The sequence below is a fragment of the Corynebacterium sp. genome (genome assembly GCF_030826625.1).
In the GTDB taxonomy this organism is placed as follows: domain Bacteria; phylum Actinomycetota; class Actinomycetes; order Mycobacteriales; family Mycobacteriaceae; genus Corynebacterium.
Window position 1 is genome coordinate 19338 of record NZ_JAPJNQ010000012.1, and the last position, 17599, is coordinate 36936.

The 17599-nt window shown below is 57.1% G+C and carries 15 protein-coding genes; 11 read left to right on the forward strand and 4 right to left on the reverse strand.

What is annotated here, in order from left to right:
- Positions 1-7 precede the first annotated feature (7 nt).
- The 8 genes from murC (at position 8) to RCH87_RS02840 (ending at position 7486) form a co-directional block, all read left to right on the forward strand.
- Positions 8-1528, forward strand: coding sequence for a UDP-N-acetylmuramate--L-alanine ligase (gene murC / locus RCH87_RS02805; protein WP_373690901.1), 1521 nt, complete (start codon positions 8-10; stop codon positions 1526-1528).
- Positions 1529-1530: 2 nt separating this feature from the next.
- A complete protein-coding gene (locus tag RCH87_RS02810; protein WP_306515236.1) occupies positions 1531-2187 on the forward strand; it encodes a cell division protein FtsQ/DivIB in 657 nt (218 codons plus the stop codon).
- Between the two features lie 234 nt (positions 2188-2421).
- Positions 2422-3672 (forward strand): cell division protein FtsZ, encoded by a 1251-nt coding sequence (gene ftsZ / locus RCH87_RS02815; protein WP_306515237.1) that lies wholly within the window; start codon positions 2422-2424, stop codon positions 3670-3672.
- Positions 3673-3702: 30 nt separating this feature from the next.
- A complete protein-coding gene (gene pgeF / locus RCH87_RS02820) occupies positions 3703-4449 on the forward strand; it encodes a peptidoglycan editing factor PgeF (protein ID WP_306515238.1) in 747 nt (248 codons plus the stop codon).
- Positions 4450-4451: 2 nt separating this feature from the next.
- The gene (locus tag RCH87_RS02825; RefSeq protein WP_306515239.1) at positions 4452-5243 is read left to right on the forward strand and encodes a YggS family pyridoxal phosphate-dependent enzyme; all 792 of its coding nucleotides are present in this window, start codon (positions 4452-4454) and stop codon (positions 5241-5243) included.
- 79 nt (positions 5244-5322) lie between these two features.
- On the forward strand, positions 5323-5889 hold the full coding sequence (locus RCH87_RS02830) for a cell division protein SepF (RefSeq protein ID WP_306515240.1): 567 nt from the start codon (positions 5323-5325) through the stop codon (positions 5887-5889).
- 58 nt (positions 5890-5947) lie between these two features.
- The gene (locus RCH87_RS02835; protein WP_306515249.1) at positions 5948-6235 is read left to right on the forward strand and encodes a YggT family protein; all 288 of its coding nucleotides are present in this window, start codon (positions 5948-5950) and stop codon (positions 6233-6235) included.
- Between the two features lie 162 nt (positions 6236-6397).
- Positions 6398-7486 carry a DivIVA domain-containing protein gene (locus tag RCH87_RS02840; RefSeq protein ID WP_306515241.1) on the forward strand — a complete coding sequence of 363 codons (1089 nt, stop codon included), beginning with the start codon at positions 6398-6400 and terminating at the stop codon, positions 7484-7486.
- 176 nt (positions 7487-7662) lie between these two features.
- Here RCH87_RS02840 and RCH87_RS02845 read toward each other — a convergent pair whose 3' ends face one another.
- The 4 genes from RCH87_RS02845 to RCH87_RS02860 all read right to left on the reverse strand — a co-directional run bounded on the left by RCH87_RS02845 (position 7663) and on the right by RCH87_RS02860 (position 12231).
- Positions 7663-9150, reverse strand: coding sequence for a sodium/glutamate symporter (locus RCH87_RS02845; protein ID WP_306515242.1), 1488 nt, complete (start codon positions 9148-9150; stop codon positions 7663-7665).
- Positions 9151-9317: 167 nt separating this feature from the next.
- Positions 9318-9953 carry an LUD domain-containing protein gene (locus RCH87_RS02850; protein WP_306515243.1) on the reverse strand — a complete coding sequence of 212 codons (636 nt, stop codon included), beginning with the start codon at positions 9951-9953 and terminating at the stop codon, positions 9318-9320.
- The gene (locus RCH87_RS02855) at positions 9953-11428 is read right to left on the reverse strand and encodes a LutB/LldF family L-lactate oxidation iron-sulfur protein (RefSeq protein ID WP_306515244.1); all 1476 of its coding nucleotides are present in this window, start codon (positions 11426-11428) and stop codon (positions 9953-9955) included. The genes RCH87_RS02850 and RCH87_RS02855 overlap by 1 nt, the downstream gene beginning before the upstream one ends.
- Positions 11428-12231 carry a (Fe-S)-binding protein gene (locus tag RCH87_RS02860; protein WP_306515245.1) on the reverse strand — a complete coding sequence of 268 codons (804 nt, stop codon included), beginning with the start codon at positions 12229-12231 and terminating at the stop codon, positions 11428-11430. The genes RCH87_RS02855 and RCH87_RS02860 overlap by 1 nt, the downstream gene beginning before the upstream one ends.
- A gap of 249 nt (positions 12232-12480) precedes the next feature.
- Between RCH87_RS02860 and RCH87_RS02865 the strand changes: the two genes are divergently transcribed.
- The 3 genes from RCH87_RS02865 to RCH87_RS02875 all read left to right on the forward strand — a co-directional run bounded on the left by RCH87_RS02865 (position 12481) and on the right by RCH87_RS02875 (position 17474).
- Positions 12481-12633, forward strand: coding sequence for a hypothetical protein (locus RCH87_RS02865; protein ID WP_306515246.1), 153 nt, complete (start codon positions 12481-12483; stop codon positions 12631-12633).
- Positions 12634-13090: 457 nt separating this feature from the next.
- A complete protein-coding gene (ileS, locus tag RCH87_RS02870; protein ID WP_306515250.1) occupies positions 13091-16240 on the forward strand; it encodes an isoleucine--tRNA ligase in 3150 nt (1049 codons plus the stop codon).
- Between the two features lie 280 nt (positions 16241-16520).
- The gene (locus RCH87_RS02875) at positions 16521-17474 is read left to right on the forward strand and encodes a hypothetical protein (protein ID WP_306515247.1); all 954 of its coding nucleotides are present in this window, start codon (positions 16521-16523) and stop codon (positions 17472-17474) included.
- Positions 17475-17599 lie beyond the last annotated feature (125 nt).

Here is a 17599-nt window from a genome sequence, read left to right on the forward strand (position 1 = left end):
TGCGGGCATGTCAGGCGTCGCTCGCATATTGCTTTCCCGTGACGCCACGGTGTCTGGCTCGGACGTGAAAGATTCCCGACCAGTGCGCGCACTGCGTTCGATGGGCGCAGAAATCGCCATCGGCCACAGCGCTGAGAATTTGGAATTATCAGGCAGCTTGCCGACGGTCGTCGTCACCTCTTTCGCTGCTATCCCGCAAGATAATCCCGAGCTTGCCGCTGCGGCTCGCCACGGAATACCAGTGATCCGTCGTTCTGATCTCTTGGCTGAATTGATGGATGGCTATACCCAGCTGTTGATCGCGGGTACGCACGGGAAGACTTCAACGACGTCGATGGCAGTGACTGCTTTGCAGGCTGCGGGCACGGACCCTTCCTTCGCGATTGGTGGACAACTCAACCGGGCAGGCACTAATGCGCATCAAGGGACCGGTGAGGTATTCGTTGCGGAAGCTGATGAATCAGATGCTTCATTGTTGCGCTACCGCCCGTCGATCGCGGTGGTGACGAATATTGAGCCTGATCATCTGGATTATTTTGGTACCGCGGAAAATTATTTCCAGGTTTTCGAAGACTTTGCAGATTTAATTGCCGATGACGGTGTGTTGGTTGCTTGCCTTGATGACAAACACACCGCTGATCTTGCAGTGGAGTGTGCACGCCGTGGCATCACGGTGCTCGGCTATGGCACATCTTCGCAGACCCGTTCGCCGGAGGTTGCGGACCTGCTGGTCGCAGAAATCACTGCTACCGAGGTTTTAACAGCGGGTACCCGGGTGTGGCTGCAGTTGCGTCTTCCCGCAGGGATTCATTCTGCACGCAGTGCGGCTGGCGCGAAAAGCTCTCAACGTGCTGGTGCAAAAAACCAACCGCAAGAGATTTCTTTGGAATACTTGGTGCAAATTCCCGGCTATCACATGGTGCTTAATTCAGTTGCCGCAGTGCTGGCCGGCACTGCGGCTGGGGTCGATGCGCAAAAACTCGCTGACGGGGTTGCGAGCTTCGCGGGAGTCCGTCGTCGTTTTGAATACCATGGTGAGGTCACTTCTGGGCCGTTTGCTGGCGTGAAGGTCTATGACGATTACGCACATCATCCGACAGAAGTCATGGCGGTGTTGACTGCCGCACGCGAGCAGGTATTGGCTGAGGCGCAAGGAGGCAAGGTCATCGCGTGTTTCCAGCCGCATCTGTATTCGCGTACTAAAGAGTTTTACCGCGAATTCGCACAGGCTCTTTCGCTTGCCGATGCCTGCGTGGTGCTTGATATCTTTGGTGCCCGGGAAACTCCAGTGGAAGGTCTTACCTCCCGGATCATTACGAACGCGATGGAAGAATCCGTCGCCGTGCGCTACGAGCCTGATATGTCAGCGGCCCCTGAGACGATTGCCTCGCTGGCTGGTCCTCATGACCTGGTGCTGACCATGGGCGCTGGTTCGGTTACGGTGTTGGCCCCGGAAATTCTGCAGCATTTGCGCGCTGCTGGCGATAATAATGCTGATGCTGATGTTGATGTTGAGGCTGGGCGCTAGCCGTGCGGAAAAAACCCGTTGCTTTGAGCATTACCGCCGTGCTTGCGGTTGTCGTAGTCATCGCTGGAATCCTGTGGCTTTTCCCTGTGTTGAGGGTCGGCCAGATCGAGGTCACCGGTAATGAGCGTGTGAGCACTGAGGCAGTGATCGAGGATAGTGGCGTGCGTGAAGGCGATAATTTGCTGCGCGTTGATGCAACGGGTGCTGCCAGCCGGATCGTGCAACAGTCATGGGTGCGGGGAGTGACAGTCTCTCGGCATTTCCCGTCGACTGTAAATATCGAAGTAGCTGAGCGTGAGGTGGTTGGCTATGTTGAGCATGACGACGGCGCGCATCTGATTGATCACCAAGGGCATGCATTTTTGATTGACGTGCCGCCGGAAGAAGCCGTAGAGATCACCGGTGAAGTCGACGATGACGATGCTGTGAATACAGCAGTGACAGCGATCGCGACGGTGCCGAATGAGATTCGTAGGGAAATTGCGTCGTTAGAGATTAGCCGCTCCCAAGCTATGGAATTACAGTTGCATGATGGGCGCAAAATCTATTGGGGTACCAGTGATGCGAATGAGCAAAAAGCCGCTGCCCTCGAGCACGTTATTCACCGTGAAGGCGATCGCTGGGACATTTCGAATCCGAGCTTGGTGACAGTTCGCTAGACAGCAGCCGCTGCGGGGGTGATCGCAGGGGGTGATCACCGCGGAAATTCGGAGAAAAGCCCAGTTCAGTACCCTAAAGTAAAGGTTTAGGTGTTCGACACGCGCGCGAATATGCGCCAAAATTACAGAAGTGTCACTCAAGATAGTCACGTAACGTATTGGCGAAATAATGCGCCGATATCTCAATGCCCGCAGAGATGAAAAAGCAGAACCTGAAAGGCCGGAACTCCTCTTATGACCTCACCTAACAATAACCTTGCTGATATCAAGGTCGTTGGCGTTGGCGGCGGCGGCGTCAACGCAGTGAACCGCATGATCGAAGAGGGCCTCAAAGGGGTCCAATTCGTTGCGATTAACACGGACTCGCAGGCTCTTCTGTTTTCCGATGCAGACGTCAAACACGACATTGGCCGGGAAGCTACCCGCGGATTGGGTGCGGGAGCGAACCCGGAGGTAGGCCGCAGCTCCGCCGAGGATTCTAAGTCTGAGTTGGAAGAGACTCTGCGCGGCGCCGACATGGTTTTCGTGACTGCAGGTGAGGGCGGCGGAACCGGCACTGGTGCAGCCCCAGTCGTCGCTAATATCGCTAGGAAGATGGGCGCACTGACCGTCGGCGTTGTCACCCGCCCGTTTAAATTTGAGGGCGCTCGGCGCTCTCGCCAGGCTGAGGCCGGTATCGCGGAACTGCGCGAAGTCTGTGACACCTTGATCGTGATCCCTAACGATCGTCTGCTGCAACTGGGCGATGCCAACCTGTCCATGATGGAAGCTTTCCGCGCAGCAGACGAGGTTTTGCACAACGGTGTGCAAGGTATTACCAACCTGATCACCATTCCGGGCATGATCAACGTCGACTTTGCTGACGTCCGCTCGGTGATGGCTGAAGCCGGCTCGGCTCTGATGGGCGTAGGTTCGGCGCGCGGGGATGATCGTGTGATGACCGCTGCGGAACACGCAATCAACTCGCCATTGCTGGAATCCACCATGGAAGGCGCCAAGGGCGTGCTGCTCTCGATCGCTGGTGGCTCCGATTTGGGCTTGCAAGAGGTTTACCAGGCTTCCACGATGGTCGAAGAAAAGGCTGACCCGGACGCCAACATCATTTTCGGTACTATCATCGACGATAACTTGGGCGATGAAGTTCGTGTGACCATCATTGCGACCGGTTTCGATGCAGAGGCTAATTTGCAGGACGAATACGGCTCACACGCCGCAGCGCAGAACGCGAGCGCACAAAGTGCTGCGCAAGCACAGCGCGGGCCAGCAGCCGACTCCGCCGCACGCACCCAAGCGAGTGAGCCGCGCCCACCACGCCCAGAACGCGGTTCGCTGTTCAGTGAACGTGAAAAGCCACGTACTCAGACCAGCCGTTCGGGCGGGCTGTTTACTTCTTCGGATCGCTTCAATCAGGCACCGGAGCCACGTCAGCCGCAGCGTGAGTCTGAACCGGATGATGATCTGGACGTTCCAGATTTCATGCGCTAAGCCAGCATGATCTCGCAGGATCCTTCTGAGATGAAGACTTCAGGCACCCAAGCAGCGAAGCTTCCGGTAGACAAACGCCCCGTGCGCATGGTTTTCACCACTCGCAACGGCGGGGTTTCGCAGCAGCCGTATGGATCATTCAATCTGGCCGAGCACGTCGGTGATAACGCGCAGAATGTCGCCGATAACCGTGAACGTCTCGCCAGAGTGCTTGAACTTGAGCACATCCAATGGATGGAGCAACTGCACACCAACACCGTGAGCGTGGTGACCGAAACTAGTACAGAGCCACTTGCAGCGACCGATGCAATGGTGACGACGGTTCCGCATCTTGCTTTGGGCGTGTTGGTAGCAGACTGTGTGCCGGTGCTGTTAGCGGATCCACAGGCTGGTGTGTGCGCTGCTGTGCATGCCGGTCGAATGGGTGCGCGAAACGGCATCGTGTCGCGCACCGTGGAAACGATGACGGAGCTAGGCGCAAACCCAAACAATATTCAGGCTTTGCTTGGACCTGCTGCCAGCGGTGAGAACTACGAAGTCCCCGCTGCGATGGCTGCCGACGTCGAAGCCCGTTTGCCTGGTTCTCGTACCCGAACGAAAAAGGGGACGGCTGGATTAGACATTAGGGCAGGGCTCGTGCGTCAGCTGCTAAGCCTCGGGGTAACGGCGATCGAGGCGGACCCGCGCTGCACCATCGCTAATAAAGAATTTTTCTCTTACCGCCGCGAAGGCACCACCGGGCGCCAAGCCGGTGTGATTTGGTTGACGGGAAAATAACGATGTGTAGCAACAACGATATTGCTCGCGAGGCTGCAACGAATCAGCCTGCTGTTAGCGCAACGGAAACTTCCAGCGAGGCGGGACTGAGCAAACGCGAACTCCAGCGAAACCTTGAACAGACGTTTGAGCTGATTAGGCAGGCAGCGCGGGAGAACGGGCGCGATCCACAAGAGATTACCTTGCTGCCGGTGACGAAGTTTCACCCGGTTGAAGCTATCGCCCAATTGGCGGCGCTGGGTGAAACCGACGTGGCGGAAAACCGGGAACAAGAAGCTCGCGACAAAGCGGAAAAGCTGCCCGACGTCCGTTTTCACATGATCGGCCAGGTGCAGACGAAGAAGGCGAATTCCGTTGCTCGCTGGGCACATAGTGTGCACTCACTAGATTCAATCAAGCTTGCCGACGCTTTGGACCGAGGCATAAGTCTTGCGAAAGAACGCGAGCAGCGGCCGGCAGACTTTGTCCTGCCAGTGTTTTTGCAGTTGTCGGTTGATGGCGATTCCTCCCGAGGCGGTGTGCAAGCACAAGACTTGGAAGAATTGGCAGCGCACGTCGACAAGCTGACGCAACTGAAACTAGCCGGCATCATGGTCGTGCCGCCGTTGGATGCCGATGCCAGCGAGGTGTTCCGCGAGGCCCGTGCTCTCTGTGATGCGCTGGCTGCGCGTTTTGGGCGTGTGCTTCGGTTATCTGCAGGTATGTCGGCTGACCTGGATAAAGCCATTGCCGCAGGTAGTGATATCGTGCGTGTCGGTACTGGCATCATGGGCCAGCGGCCAGTAGCTTTTTAAGCAGCGGGTTCGCAAACAGCCAAACGAAGATTTATCAACGCAATTTACCATCGCTAATTAATTAACAAGGGGAAAGCTAATGTCTATCATGCGCTCTGCCAAAGAGTTTTTCTTTGGTCCGGAAGACGATGCTTATTACGAGTACGACGAAGCTGCGGATTATGACCGTCGTGAGGGATATCGCGAAGCTCCGATGAGGGACGAACCACGCGATGGTGCATATCGCGATTTACCGCCACGCCGCGAAGCCGCCGGTGCGCGTGATTACGGATACGAGCGTGAACCATTGCGTGAAGCTGCGCCGTCGCGTGGCCATAGCTATGACGATTATGCTGTCGCCGCCCCAGCGCCTGCGGTGAATCCGGAGCCAGCGGTCGTCGCCTTGTCGTTGATGAGCTATGACGAAGCCCGCAAGATGGGTGAAGCTTTCCGTGATGGTGACGTGGTGGTTTTCGAAATCACTGACGCAGAGCGCGGAGTCGCTAAGCGCATCATCGATTTCTCGGCTGGCTTGTGCTTCGCGTTGCGCGGGCAGATGAAAAACGTTACCGCGAAGTTGGAGACCGACCGCAAGATTTTCGCGATCATTCCGGAACATGCGCAGGTAACCAGCATTGACCTTGAGCGTGCTGCTGGATTGCGCTAAGCAATCGGGTACGCGTATCTAACAATTGAATGATCAGGTAAACTAGACGCCCGTGAGTATGCTCGGAGTAATCCTTCTCGTCATCATTCGCCTGTACACGCTGGTTTTGGTTGGGCGCATCATTATTGAGATGATCCAGTCGTTCGGCAGAACGTTCCAACCGCCGCGGTGGTTTATCATGATCGCGGAAGTACTGTTCACGCTGACGGAGCCGCCAGTACGAGCGCTGCGTCGTGTGATCCCACCATTGCGAACCGGTGGTGTAGCGCTGGACATGTCGGTGCTGGTGCTGTTTTTGCTGCTCATGGTCGCTAGCATGTTGGTGCGGGCGCTGCTGCTGCAGTAGTTGCTGTAGTCGCTGTTGATGTCAGCACCTGCAAGGTAAGATTGATCGAAGCCTGCAAGTCAGATAAATTTAATATCGTTAATATAACGCATGAGATTTTTGTAACTAACAGGTCTCGTCCGCATTCGCGGGGCCGCCACTTGAGTAAGAAGGGGAGTGCCAATGCCACTTTCACCAGCAGACGTCCACAACGTCGCGTTTAACAAGCCACCCATTGGCAAGCGGGGCTACAACGAGGATGAGGTGGATCAGTTCCTCGATTTAGTCGAAGACACCCTTGCTCAATTGCAGGATGAAAACGATGAGCTGCGCGCACTTCTGGATGAAGCCGAAGCGAAGTCCTCGGCAAGCTCTGCTGGTGCTGCCACCTCCCAGGCTTCCGCATCCTCCTCGGTTGATGAGTCTAAATTGCGCTCCGAGATCGAAGCTGAGTTGCGTTCGAAGATCGAAAAAGAAATCCGTGCGGATTACGACGAGAAGCTGAACGAATCTCGCAAGGCTGCTGGTAAGGCACAAAACGAGGCTAACCAGGCTAAGGCAGAGCACGAGGCAACCAAGAAAGAGTTGGCGCAAGCTCGTCAGGCCGCAGAATCTGCTGCGAAGTCCTCGGATTCTGACTCCGCTAAGTCGGCAGGTTCTTTCGCCTCAGCAGCGAAGCAGGCTCCAGCAGCTGATGCTCCAGCGCAGGCAACCGCGGATGCCAGCGGTATGGCTACCCCTGCCACCCACATGCAGGCCGCCAAGGTTTTGGGCTTGGCGCAGGAGATGGCTGACCGTCTGACTGCAGACGCGCAAGCTGAATCGAAGGCTATGTTGGACGATGCACGTTCTAGCTCGTCTAAGCAGTTGTCAGAAGCGCAGGCAGAGGCGAAGCGTTTGGTTGATGTTGCTGAGCAGAAATCCTCCAAGCAACTCAACGAAGCTGAGACTCGTTCCCGCACGATGATTCAGGATGCGGAGAAGAAGGCAGCGCAGACCACCTCTGATGCTGAGTCCCGTGCGGAGGCACAGTTGCGCCAGGCTAATGAGAAGGCAGCGTCGCTGCGTGCGGATGCTGAGAAGAAGCACACTGAAGTTATGAACACCGTCAAGCAGCAGCAGACGGCACTGGAATCCCGCATTGAGGATCTGCGTACCTACGAGCGTGAATACCGCACTCGCCTGCGCACCCTGCTGGAATCCCAGTTGGAAGAGCTGGAAGCTCGTGGCTCGGCTGCACCGTCCGGCGACATCAAGGGCAGCAACAACTAATCCTTCTCGCACCAGCCACGGCCTGAGCGCTCCAGCTGAGGTCTTGTGCACGAGGTCGTTGCAAAATACTACAAATAATGCGCCTGCAGATTGTTCTGCAGGCGCATTATTCATGTCTATGCCGACAAGGCGCTAAGCGCTTCTATGTCGGCAAGAGCTGAGCGCTTAGACGATAGCTAAGCTTTCTGGTTCTGTAGCTCTTCGACCGCAGGGTCAGACCACTTGCCCTTGGTAACACCGTTTTTGTACACGATGCCGGAGACCAGGGCGATGACGAAGATGATGGCCATCGGAATAAGAATGACGTAAACGTTGCCCACGGCGAACATCACCGGGATGCACAGTGCGGTGACAAGGCCACCACCGAAGAACGGCTCGAAGGCCAGCTGTTTATAGCCGAAGGCTTCCAGAGCGGGTGATTTTTCGTCCGGGTCGGCCACGCGCAACAGGGCCAGACCAGTTGCGGTAACACCCATGGATTGTCCGAAGTCGCCAACACCACGTTCTACCCAGAATTCTGGGATCACGCGTGGCGTGAAGAACCACAGGATGATCACGTTGAAAGCAATGCCCGCGATGGACAGCAGAACGAACGCCTGCCAGTAATCAGCAATAACGGTCAGCGAGATCGTCGCCAAGGCTGCTGCGATCAGCAGGTCCAAGCCCAGGCCCTGGATTCGCTTCATCATCTCGTGGTCTACGAGGTCGGTGCGTCCAGTCTTGTCCAGGAAGACCTGAACGACCACACCGCCGATCATCGCCAGCGGGAACAACGGGATATAACCCAGCAGAGTGGTTCCGTCACCCTCAGAGACGAACAGCGAATCTGGCTGTCCCCACAGCAGGTTTTCGATCCAGGTAATGAGCTCAAGCAGCAACCAACCGATGATGATCGCGACACCGACGACAGCCATGTGCAGCGTCAACGGCTCGATCGAGTTGGGGCGAGCGGTCTGGCGACCAGCAGAAACCTGTTCTTCGGAGGTGTAGAGCCCCTGCAGTTCGGATTCGGACTGCTCGTTGACGTTTTTGATTACTTCCGTCTTGCCTTTGCGCACGGCCCAGTTCAAAAAGCCCATGCCGACGATGATGCCGGCGACCAAGCCGACTGTAGCCATCGCCAGCGCCAAATCGGTTGCCTCTGGCATTCCGACGTCTTCGAAAGCTGGCTGCATGCCTGCCGCGGTGCCGTGGCCACCTTCGAAGGCGATCTCGATCAGTGCACCGAATTTCTCATCCACATCGAACAGCGGAGCCAGAATCAGCACTGCGAGCAATAAACCGACGACATACTGGCCGGAGCCATAAGCTATACCGATCGACAGCTGTGGACCTGCGAGCTTGAGGACACGTCCTGGCTTCGGAATCTTTGAGCCTAAAAATAGCGTCGCGAAGACAACGGAAATCAACAGCCCGGGGAGGCTGGACCAGACGGTGTAGATGTCTTCGGTGAACAGGCCGCCGTCGGCAAGCCAGTCCCAGTTGATAACGTCAGCGAGCTTGCCGACGACTTGCTCACCAGCCACCAGTGCCAACAGTCCGGCGATGATGCTGCTGGGCAGCAGTAGTTTTTGTAAGAATTTCAGCTTCACGCGAAGGTACTTACCGGCGAGCATGATTGCTACCAGCAAGATCAGCGCAAAGCCCACTGTTCCTGCACTCATGTTGCACTCTCTTCTCTATTCAGTCTTTCAGCGGTGCTGGTCTTCTTGCATGATTTGGGCATACAAAAAGGGTTAGGCGGTCGTGTTATCTGCACTGCATGCAGATTACGTACCAGCCTAACCCACAGTAAAAATTTGCTGTGAAGCGGCTAATAGTTGCGTGGCAACTACTCGGCAACGATGATGATATCCAGGCGACGCGGCCCGTGTACACCTTCCACGCGTTCCAACTCAATATCGGAGGTGGCCGACGGGCCAGAGATCATGGTGATCGGCCGGGTGCCTTCGATCGCTTCCAGGGCTTGTGGCACCAAATCGACGACGTCTTTTTCGAAGACCACGCAAACGTGGTGATCCGGAACCAGCGTAATCGCACGACGGCCCTCATCTGGGCGTGCGGATAAGAAGATGGTGCCCGTATCGGCGCAGGAGACCGTAGAACCGGTGAGTACGGCAGCGATGGAATCGAGGTCATCGATGGTCAGCGGTTGCTCATCGGTATCGACGATGAAGTCGCGATCGGGCAGCCAGTTTTCCGGCAGGCCGGAAGGGATAACGCAGGTGCGATCTTCCAGCAGCTCCGCGATGCGCTCAGGCAGCGAGGACATATCTTCGCGGTAGACGTTGGCCTTGTAATCGATCAGTCGGTCGATAAGCACCTCGACGACTTCCGCACCTTCGCGTTCGCCCACCCGGCGGTATTCCCGCGGCACTGGTGGTGGAGTGGGGTGGTCGCTGAGCGAATTGCGCAAACGCGCAAAGATCTCGGTTTTCGCGTCGTCGTACTCGTATTTCTGATCCATTAGGAATCCGCCTCCGTTGTGTTGCCGCGGTTTTTCGCCCACCAGTGCCGGAAGGCCTGCTTTGGCGGTTTCGGAATATCGCGTTGCGAAGTCCAGCCACCCGCGATGCCCGGCAACCAACCGATGGAACCGTTCCGTCCGGCGACGATGCGGCTCAGTGGCAGACCACGTTCGACGAGTTTCATCACTTGGCCAGAGCCCATGACGAAGCTGGCTGCCTTCATCAGCGCAGCCATTTGCGACGGGCCGGATTGCTCGTCAACAGCTTTGGAGCGCAGGTGCACTAGAATGTCCGGAATGTTGATCTTGACTGGGCAGACGTCGTAACAGGCGTTGCACAACGACGAAGCAAACGGCAGGGTCGCGTTTTGCTCGGAGGTGATGCCGGTCAGCTGTGGTGAAAGAATCGCACCGATCGGGCCTGGGTAGACCGAACCATAGGAGTGACCACCGGCTTGTTCGTAGACCGGGCAAACATTCAGACACGCGGAACAGCGGATGCAATGCAGCGCGGAGCGTCCGTCTTCGTCGTTCAGGACGGCGGAGCGGCCGTTATCCAGCAGGACCACGTGAACGTTTTTCGGGCCATCGCCGTCGAAAGAACCCGTCCACAACGAGGTGTATGGGTTCATGCGCTCACCGGTCGACGAGCGCGGCAGCAGTTGCAGGAACACCTCGAGATCAGAAAACGTCGGGATGAGCTTCTCGATGCCCATCACGGTGATCAGCGTTTCTGGCAGGCTCAGGCACATGCGGCCGTTGCCCTCGGATTCGACGACGGAGAGTGTACCGGTGTCGGCGACACCGAAGTTTGCGCCAGAGACCGCGACCTTGCGCGACAAGAATCGTTTGCGCAGGTGACGACGGGCCGCCTCAGCGAGCACGGCGGGCTCGGAGGTCAGGTCATCGCCGGCTTCGGGCATCTTGTCTTTGAAGATCTCACGGATCTCGTCGCGGTTGCGGTGGATCGCCGGAACCAGAATGTGGGAGGGCTTATCCTCGCCGAGCTGCACGATCAGCTCTGCCAAGTCGGTTTCGGTGGCGGTGATGCCGCGCTCTTCCAAGTAATCGTCCAAGCCGATTTCCTGGGTGGCCATCGACTTGATCTTGTTGACTTCCGTCTCGCCGGTCTCGCGGATTAGCTCGGCGACGATCTTGTTGGCTTCTTTTGCATCGCGCGCCCAGTGCACGTGACCGCCAGCAGCCTCAAAGTTGGCGGCGAACTGTTCGAGCAGTTCCGGCAAGTTTGCCATGACGTTCGACTTAATTGCCGAGCCCGCACTACGCAGCTGTTCCCAATCCGGAACCTCGCCGACGACGTTGTTGCGCTTCGCGCGGATCGCGTGCGTGGCGTGGTGAATGTTTTTGCGCATCTGCGTGTTTTGCATCTGATGCTTCGCAGAAGCCGGAAATGGGGTCGATAGGTTGATGTTGCCCTGGCCGTAAGCGGGCATTCCCAAAGCGACGGTGCTCATTATTTCGCCTCCTGCGGGATGGAAAGTTCGTCGGCGGTCTCTGGGTTCCAAGGGTTTTCGCGGGTGGAAGCCAGAATTTCTGCCAGGTGCAGCGTGCGGGTTGGCGAGCCCTTGCGGTGCAGGATGCCACCTAAGTGCATCAGGCAGGATGCGTCGCCACCGGTGCACATTTCGGCTCCGGTGGATTCAATATTGCGTACTTTTTGCTCACCCATAGCGCCGGAAACGCCCGGATCTTTGATGGAGAAGGTGCCACCGAAACCGCAGCATTCTTCTTTGTCCGGCAATTCCACCATGTTGATGCCTGCGACCGTGTCCAGCAGATCCGGCTGTCGTGAACCCAAGCGCAGCAAACGCATGCCGTGGCACGACGGGTGGTAAGTCACGGTGTGGGGGAAGTAGGAGCCGAGCTGTTCGCCGGCGTTAGTGATGCCTTCGACATCCCGCAGGAACTGTGCGAGCTCGTAGGTGTTGCCGGCGATATCAGTGGCGCGCTCAGCAAGCTTTGGATCGCCATTCTTGCGGGCGACCATAGGCTGTTGGTGGCGCAGCGATGCCACGCACGAACCGGATGGGGCGACGGCGACATCGTAGTCGACGGAGCTGAAGGCCTTGACGTGGTTGCGTACCACAGGCAGGGCATCTTTCAGGTAGCCGCTGTTGACGTGCATCTGCGAGCAGCAGGCCTGGCCTTCAGGGAAGATGACCTCGTGGCCGAGCCTTTCGAGAATATTTGCGGTCGCCAGAGCCACCCGTGGGTACATCGCGTCGACGATGCAGGTAGCAAATAGTGCGATTTTCATGGGAATTGTCCTTAGTGACGCAGTGACAGTGACACAGGGATGCGGTGACGCAAAAATGGGGTCTGTCTAAAATTATCCGATCACGGTAACCGCTTCTGCAAAACGGCTGGGGGTAATGGAAAACTCTATAATGACTCGCGTGTGATCTAACCGTGCCACATCACCCCGCCGGTGGCATAATAAAACTACTGCCAAAAAAATCACACAGGTTATGCTTAGCAAGCAGGAAGGACGCGTGCAGGAGAAACAATGATGCTCATCGTCTTGTTATTAGCCTTCGTTGCCTTCCTGGCTCTCGTGCTGTTCTTGGCGACGGGTGCGAGTGCGTGGTTGTTCGCATTATTTGGCAGCGCCGGGGTGGCGTTGGTGTTGCTCATCGTCGATGCAGTGCGCAAGAAGTAGCCCGGTCGATGCAGTACGCAAGAAGTAGCCCGCACCTGCCGTTGCTGGTGCAGGGAATAGTCAGCAAATAGTCTTTGCGCACATTTGCTTGTAAGCTACGATGATGTTGCGATGATCCGGCCATCACCGGGGAGCTTTCCGGAAGAACGGCATGTACGCCGTCGGCAGTCAGCAGTGGCTTATGCTACTTGCGAGAACTGTGGGCGTCGACAAGCTCATTAGAACCGGGCTGCAAGGTGAAAACCTTCACCACAACGAAGTGGGAACCAGGCCGCGTGCTCGCGCACGGTCTGGGTCCAAGCAGGGTGGTACCGCGCTGACATAGCGTCCCTGCATCGCGAAAATTCGTGTGTGAAGGAGACTAACCGTGGCTGCAGATAAGCAGACAGCAGACAACGCCATCTCAGCGAAGCCAGCCGAGACTCAGGCCGTGGGCAGCGTGTATCCGAAGGTCGATATGACCGACGGCACCAACAACTTCCCGGCGATGGAAGCGATCGTCCAAAAGTATTGGGATAACGATCAGACCTTCCAGGCTTCTTTGGATCAGCGCAAAGACGCGCCAGAATACATCTTTTATGACGGCCCACCGTTCGCGAATGGCCTGCCGCACTATGGCCACCTGCTCACCGGCTACGTCAAAGACATCGTTCCGCGCTACCGCACCATGGCCGGCAACTACGTCCCCCGCGTGTTTGGGTGGGACTGCCACGGCCTGCCTGCTGAGCTTGAGGCCGAAAAGCAGCTCGGCATCAACCAGCGCCACGAGATCGAAGAGATGGGCCTGGAGAAATTCAACGAGGTTTGCGCTACGTCGGTGCTGAAATACGCCGACGAGTGGGAAGCCTACGTCAACCGCCAGGCGCGCTGGGTGGATTTTGAAAACGGCTACAAGACCATGGACATCGAGTTCATGGAATCGGTCATGTGGGCGTTCAAGGAGTTGTATGACAAGGGCCTGATCTACCAGGGCTTCCGTGTGCTGCCTTATTCCTGGGCTGAGCACACCTCCTTGTCGAACCAGGAGACGCGCTTGGATGATTCCTATAAGGAACGCCAGGATCCTTCGCTGACGGTCTCGTTCCCGCTGACTGGCACCCGCGCTGGTTCTGCAGCGGAAAAGACGTTGGCAGAAAACCCGATCTTTAACGACGTCGAAGCCGTAGCTTGGACGACGACGCCGTGGACGCTGCCGTCGAACGCGGCGTTGGCAGTCAACCCGAAGGTCACCTATGCGGTGGTTCGTGTTGGCGAGGATGGCGCGGATGGTTTCGCGGGCAAGTTGTTGTTGCTTGCCGACGAGCTCCGCGGCGCGTATGCCAAAGAATTAGGCAAAGAACCCGAGGTTGTGCTGACCCTGCCGGGTGCGGACCTGGTGGGCTTTACTTACGAGCCGATCTTCGGTTATTTCCCGGACCTGAAAAACGCCTACCAAATCTTGCAGGCAGACTACGTCACCACCGACGGCGGTACTGGTGTCGTCCACCAGGCACCTGCATTCGGTGAAGACGATATGCTCACCTGTCAGGAAGCCGACGTCGAGTTGGTTATTCCGGTGGATGCTGACGGCGAGTTCACCGCGGATGTACCGGATTACCAGGGCCAGCTGGTCTTTGATGCGAACAAGAACATCATCCGTGACCTCAAGCAGACCGGCCGCGTGCTGCGCCACCAGGTCATCGTCCACTCTTACCCACACTCCTGGCGCTCCGGCCAGCCGCTGATCTACCGCGCGATGCCGGCGTGGTTCGTCGCTGTGACCAAGATCCGCGAACGCATGGTGGAACTCAACCACAACGAGATCGAGTGGATCCCAGAGCACATCCGCGATGGCCAATTCGGCAAGTGGCTGGAAGGTGCCCGCGACTGGAATATTTCGCGTTCGCGCTACTGGGGTGCGCCAATCCCGGTGTGGATTTCTGATAGCGAGGAATACCCACGCATCGACGTCTACGGCTCGCTCGATGAGCTTGAGCGCGACTTCGGCGTGCGCCCAGAATCGCTGCACCGCCCAGACATTGATGAGCTGACTCGCCCGAACCCAGATGATCCAACCGGCAAGTCCACCATGCGCCGCGTGCCAGACGTGCTGGACTGCTGGTTCGAATCCGGGTCCATGCCGTTTGCGCAAAAGCACTACCCATTCGAGAACAAGGAATGGTTTGAGTCGCACAACCCGGCGGATTTCATCGTCGAATACTCTGGCCAGACACGTGGTTGGTTCTACCTGCTGCACGTGCTGTCTACGGCGTTGTTTGACCGCCCGGCATTCAAGAAGGTGGTTGCCCACGGCATCGTGCTGGGCGACGACGGGCTGAAGATGTCGAAGTCGAAGGGTAATTACCCGGATGTCAACGAGGTCTTTGACCGCGACGGCTCGGATGCGATGCGCTGGTTCTTGATGTCCAGCCCGATCCTGCGTGGCGGTAACTTGATCGTGACTGAGCAAGGTATTCGTGATGGCGTGCGCCAGGCGATCTTGCCGATCTGGAACGCGTATACCTTCCTGCAGCTGTATTCCAGCAAGCCGGCGCAGTGGTCGGTGGATTCGCAGGACGTGCGTGATCGCTACATCTTGGCAAAGACCCACGATCTGGTCGATGCAGTCGATACCGCGTTGGCGAATACCAATATTGCCGATGCCACCGAGGCCGTGCGCGTGTACGCGGATGCGCTGACCAACTGGTACGTGCGCCGTTCGCGTGATCGTTTCTGGGAGGGCGACGAGGCCAACCCAGAGGCTTTCAACACCTTGTACACGGTTTTGGAGATCGTCACTCGTACCGTCGCGCCGCTGTTGCCGCATGTCGCCGAAGTGATTTACCGCGGGCTGACCGGCGAGCGTTCTGTGCACCTGGCTGATTTCCCGGCCGCCAGCGATTTGCCTGCCGACGATGATCTGGTTCACGCCATGGACTACACCCGCGCGGTGTGCTCGGCGGCATCGTCGGTGCGCAAGGCCAACAAACTGCGTAACCGCCTGCCGTTGCCGAAGCTTTTGGTGGCTATGCCGGATTCGGCACAGCTAGCCGATTTCGCCGACATCATTCGCGATGAAGTCAACGTCAACGAGGTAGAGCTGACTGACGACGTCGACGCGGTCGGACGTTTTGAGGTCGTCGTCAACGCCAAGGTGGCTGGTCCACGACTGGGCAAGGATGTGCAGCGCGCGATCAAAGCCGTGAAGGCGGGTAACTACGAGCGCTCCGGTGAGCTCGTGCTTGCCGACGGTGTTGAGCTGCGCGAAGGCGAATACACCGAGCGCCTGGTTGCTGCAGACCCTGATTCCACCGCGCAGATCACCGGCCGCGAAGGCCTGGTGGTGTTGGATATGACGGTGACCGAGGAGCTCGAGGCCAAGGGCTGGGCTGCCGATGTAATCCGCGGTATCCAAGATGCGCGCAAGGCCGCTGATTTCGCGGTCAGCGACCGCATCACTGCCACGCTGTCGGTTCCTGCCGACAAGGAAGAGTGGGCTAACCGCCACCGCGAGCACATTGCCGGTGAGGTTTTGGCCACCGAGCTGCAGGTGGTCACTGCACCACAGGATGGCGGCAATGTCTACCGTGTGCTCGATGGAGTTAGCGTCGCGGTGCAGCTTGCTTAGGTAAGCAACGCGCTCCACGTGCGTGCCGAGCTGAGATAGCCCTGGTTACCCTCCCGGTAAACCGGGGCTTTTCTGTGCCCTGGGGGAGCGATAAGGTCGTGGGATCTGCGGGAGCTTGACGCTGTAGATTCATCCAGATACGTTGATAACAGGCTGATAATTACATTAGAAAAGTTGCTTACATCACCCAGGGTGCTGAATTTTTTGCAGTCTGTGGTAGTGCTTCGTTCCTAGTGTTAGCAGTCTTTGTCTCTTGGTATCTTGTGTTGGAAGGCTATCCATGAAATTTAATAAGCGCATTCTAGCTGCTGCAGCAGTATCTGTTTCTCTCGTTGCTCCTACCGTTGCACCAGTCGCGCAGGCAGCTGATTCGCACCAGAATTGCGAGCAGCGTTTTGTCAGCGGCTTGGATTTTAACTCACAGCCAGCGATTGCTGTTGCACAGCATTTGGAAAAGAACTGTGGTTTGACTAAAGAGCAGATTTCTCAGTTGAGCGTTGATGAGCTGAAGAGCGTCGCGAAAGAGCTGAAGAATAAAAACGATGAAGCAGTTTTCACTGATGAAGAGATCAGCACTCTCGACGCTGCACAGGTGAACCAGGCTATTGCACCGGCCCCTGGTGCTAATGAGGCCGGGCAAGCCGGCGGCCAGGACAATGCAGACGGCGATGCTGCCGACCAGCAGATGATTGTTTCGCCACAGGTAAACGACATTACAGCGGGGGACAAGAAGGTCACCGGAACTGTTCGTTTGTACCCAAGCGCAAAGAAATACGAATTCGCTGCTACTTTCCCAGGCGGCCAGGTTGCGAAAACTCAGTTGGATGCCCCTGCTGTGGCTGCAACCGTGAACTTTGAGATCGCCGTTCCGGAAGGTGTTGAACTGAAAGCCGGTGACGAAGTGTTTGTCACCCCTGTTCCTAACGTTGCGATCCCTGGAACCAACGAAGGCCCAGGCAAAAATGTCACCGTTAAACCTGCAGCAGCGCCGGGTGGCGAAGACAACATTGTTGAAGGCGGCAAGGAGCACGATCAAAACGAGAAGCCTGCTGTTGAGCCGAAGGAGCCAAAAGGAAGCTCTGACTTCGGAAAAGGAGCCGCTGCCTTGGCTGGTCTTGGCGGCTTAGCTGCACTGGTTGCTGGAATTGTGCACTTGGTTAGCCACCATGCGGGTGGGGCGCACTTCCTGCAGCCTGTCCGCGATTTCTTGGCACAGTTCAACATCAAGATTTAAGACTGTGTATCGCTGGGTAAGCCGCGGCTGTGTGCTTGTGGTTTACCGCTGTCTGTGAAATTTCCCGGAGTGCCTCATTGATTGGGGTGCTCCGGTTTTGTGCTTTTTGGGGGAGGGGGTGCCGG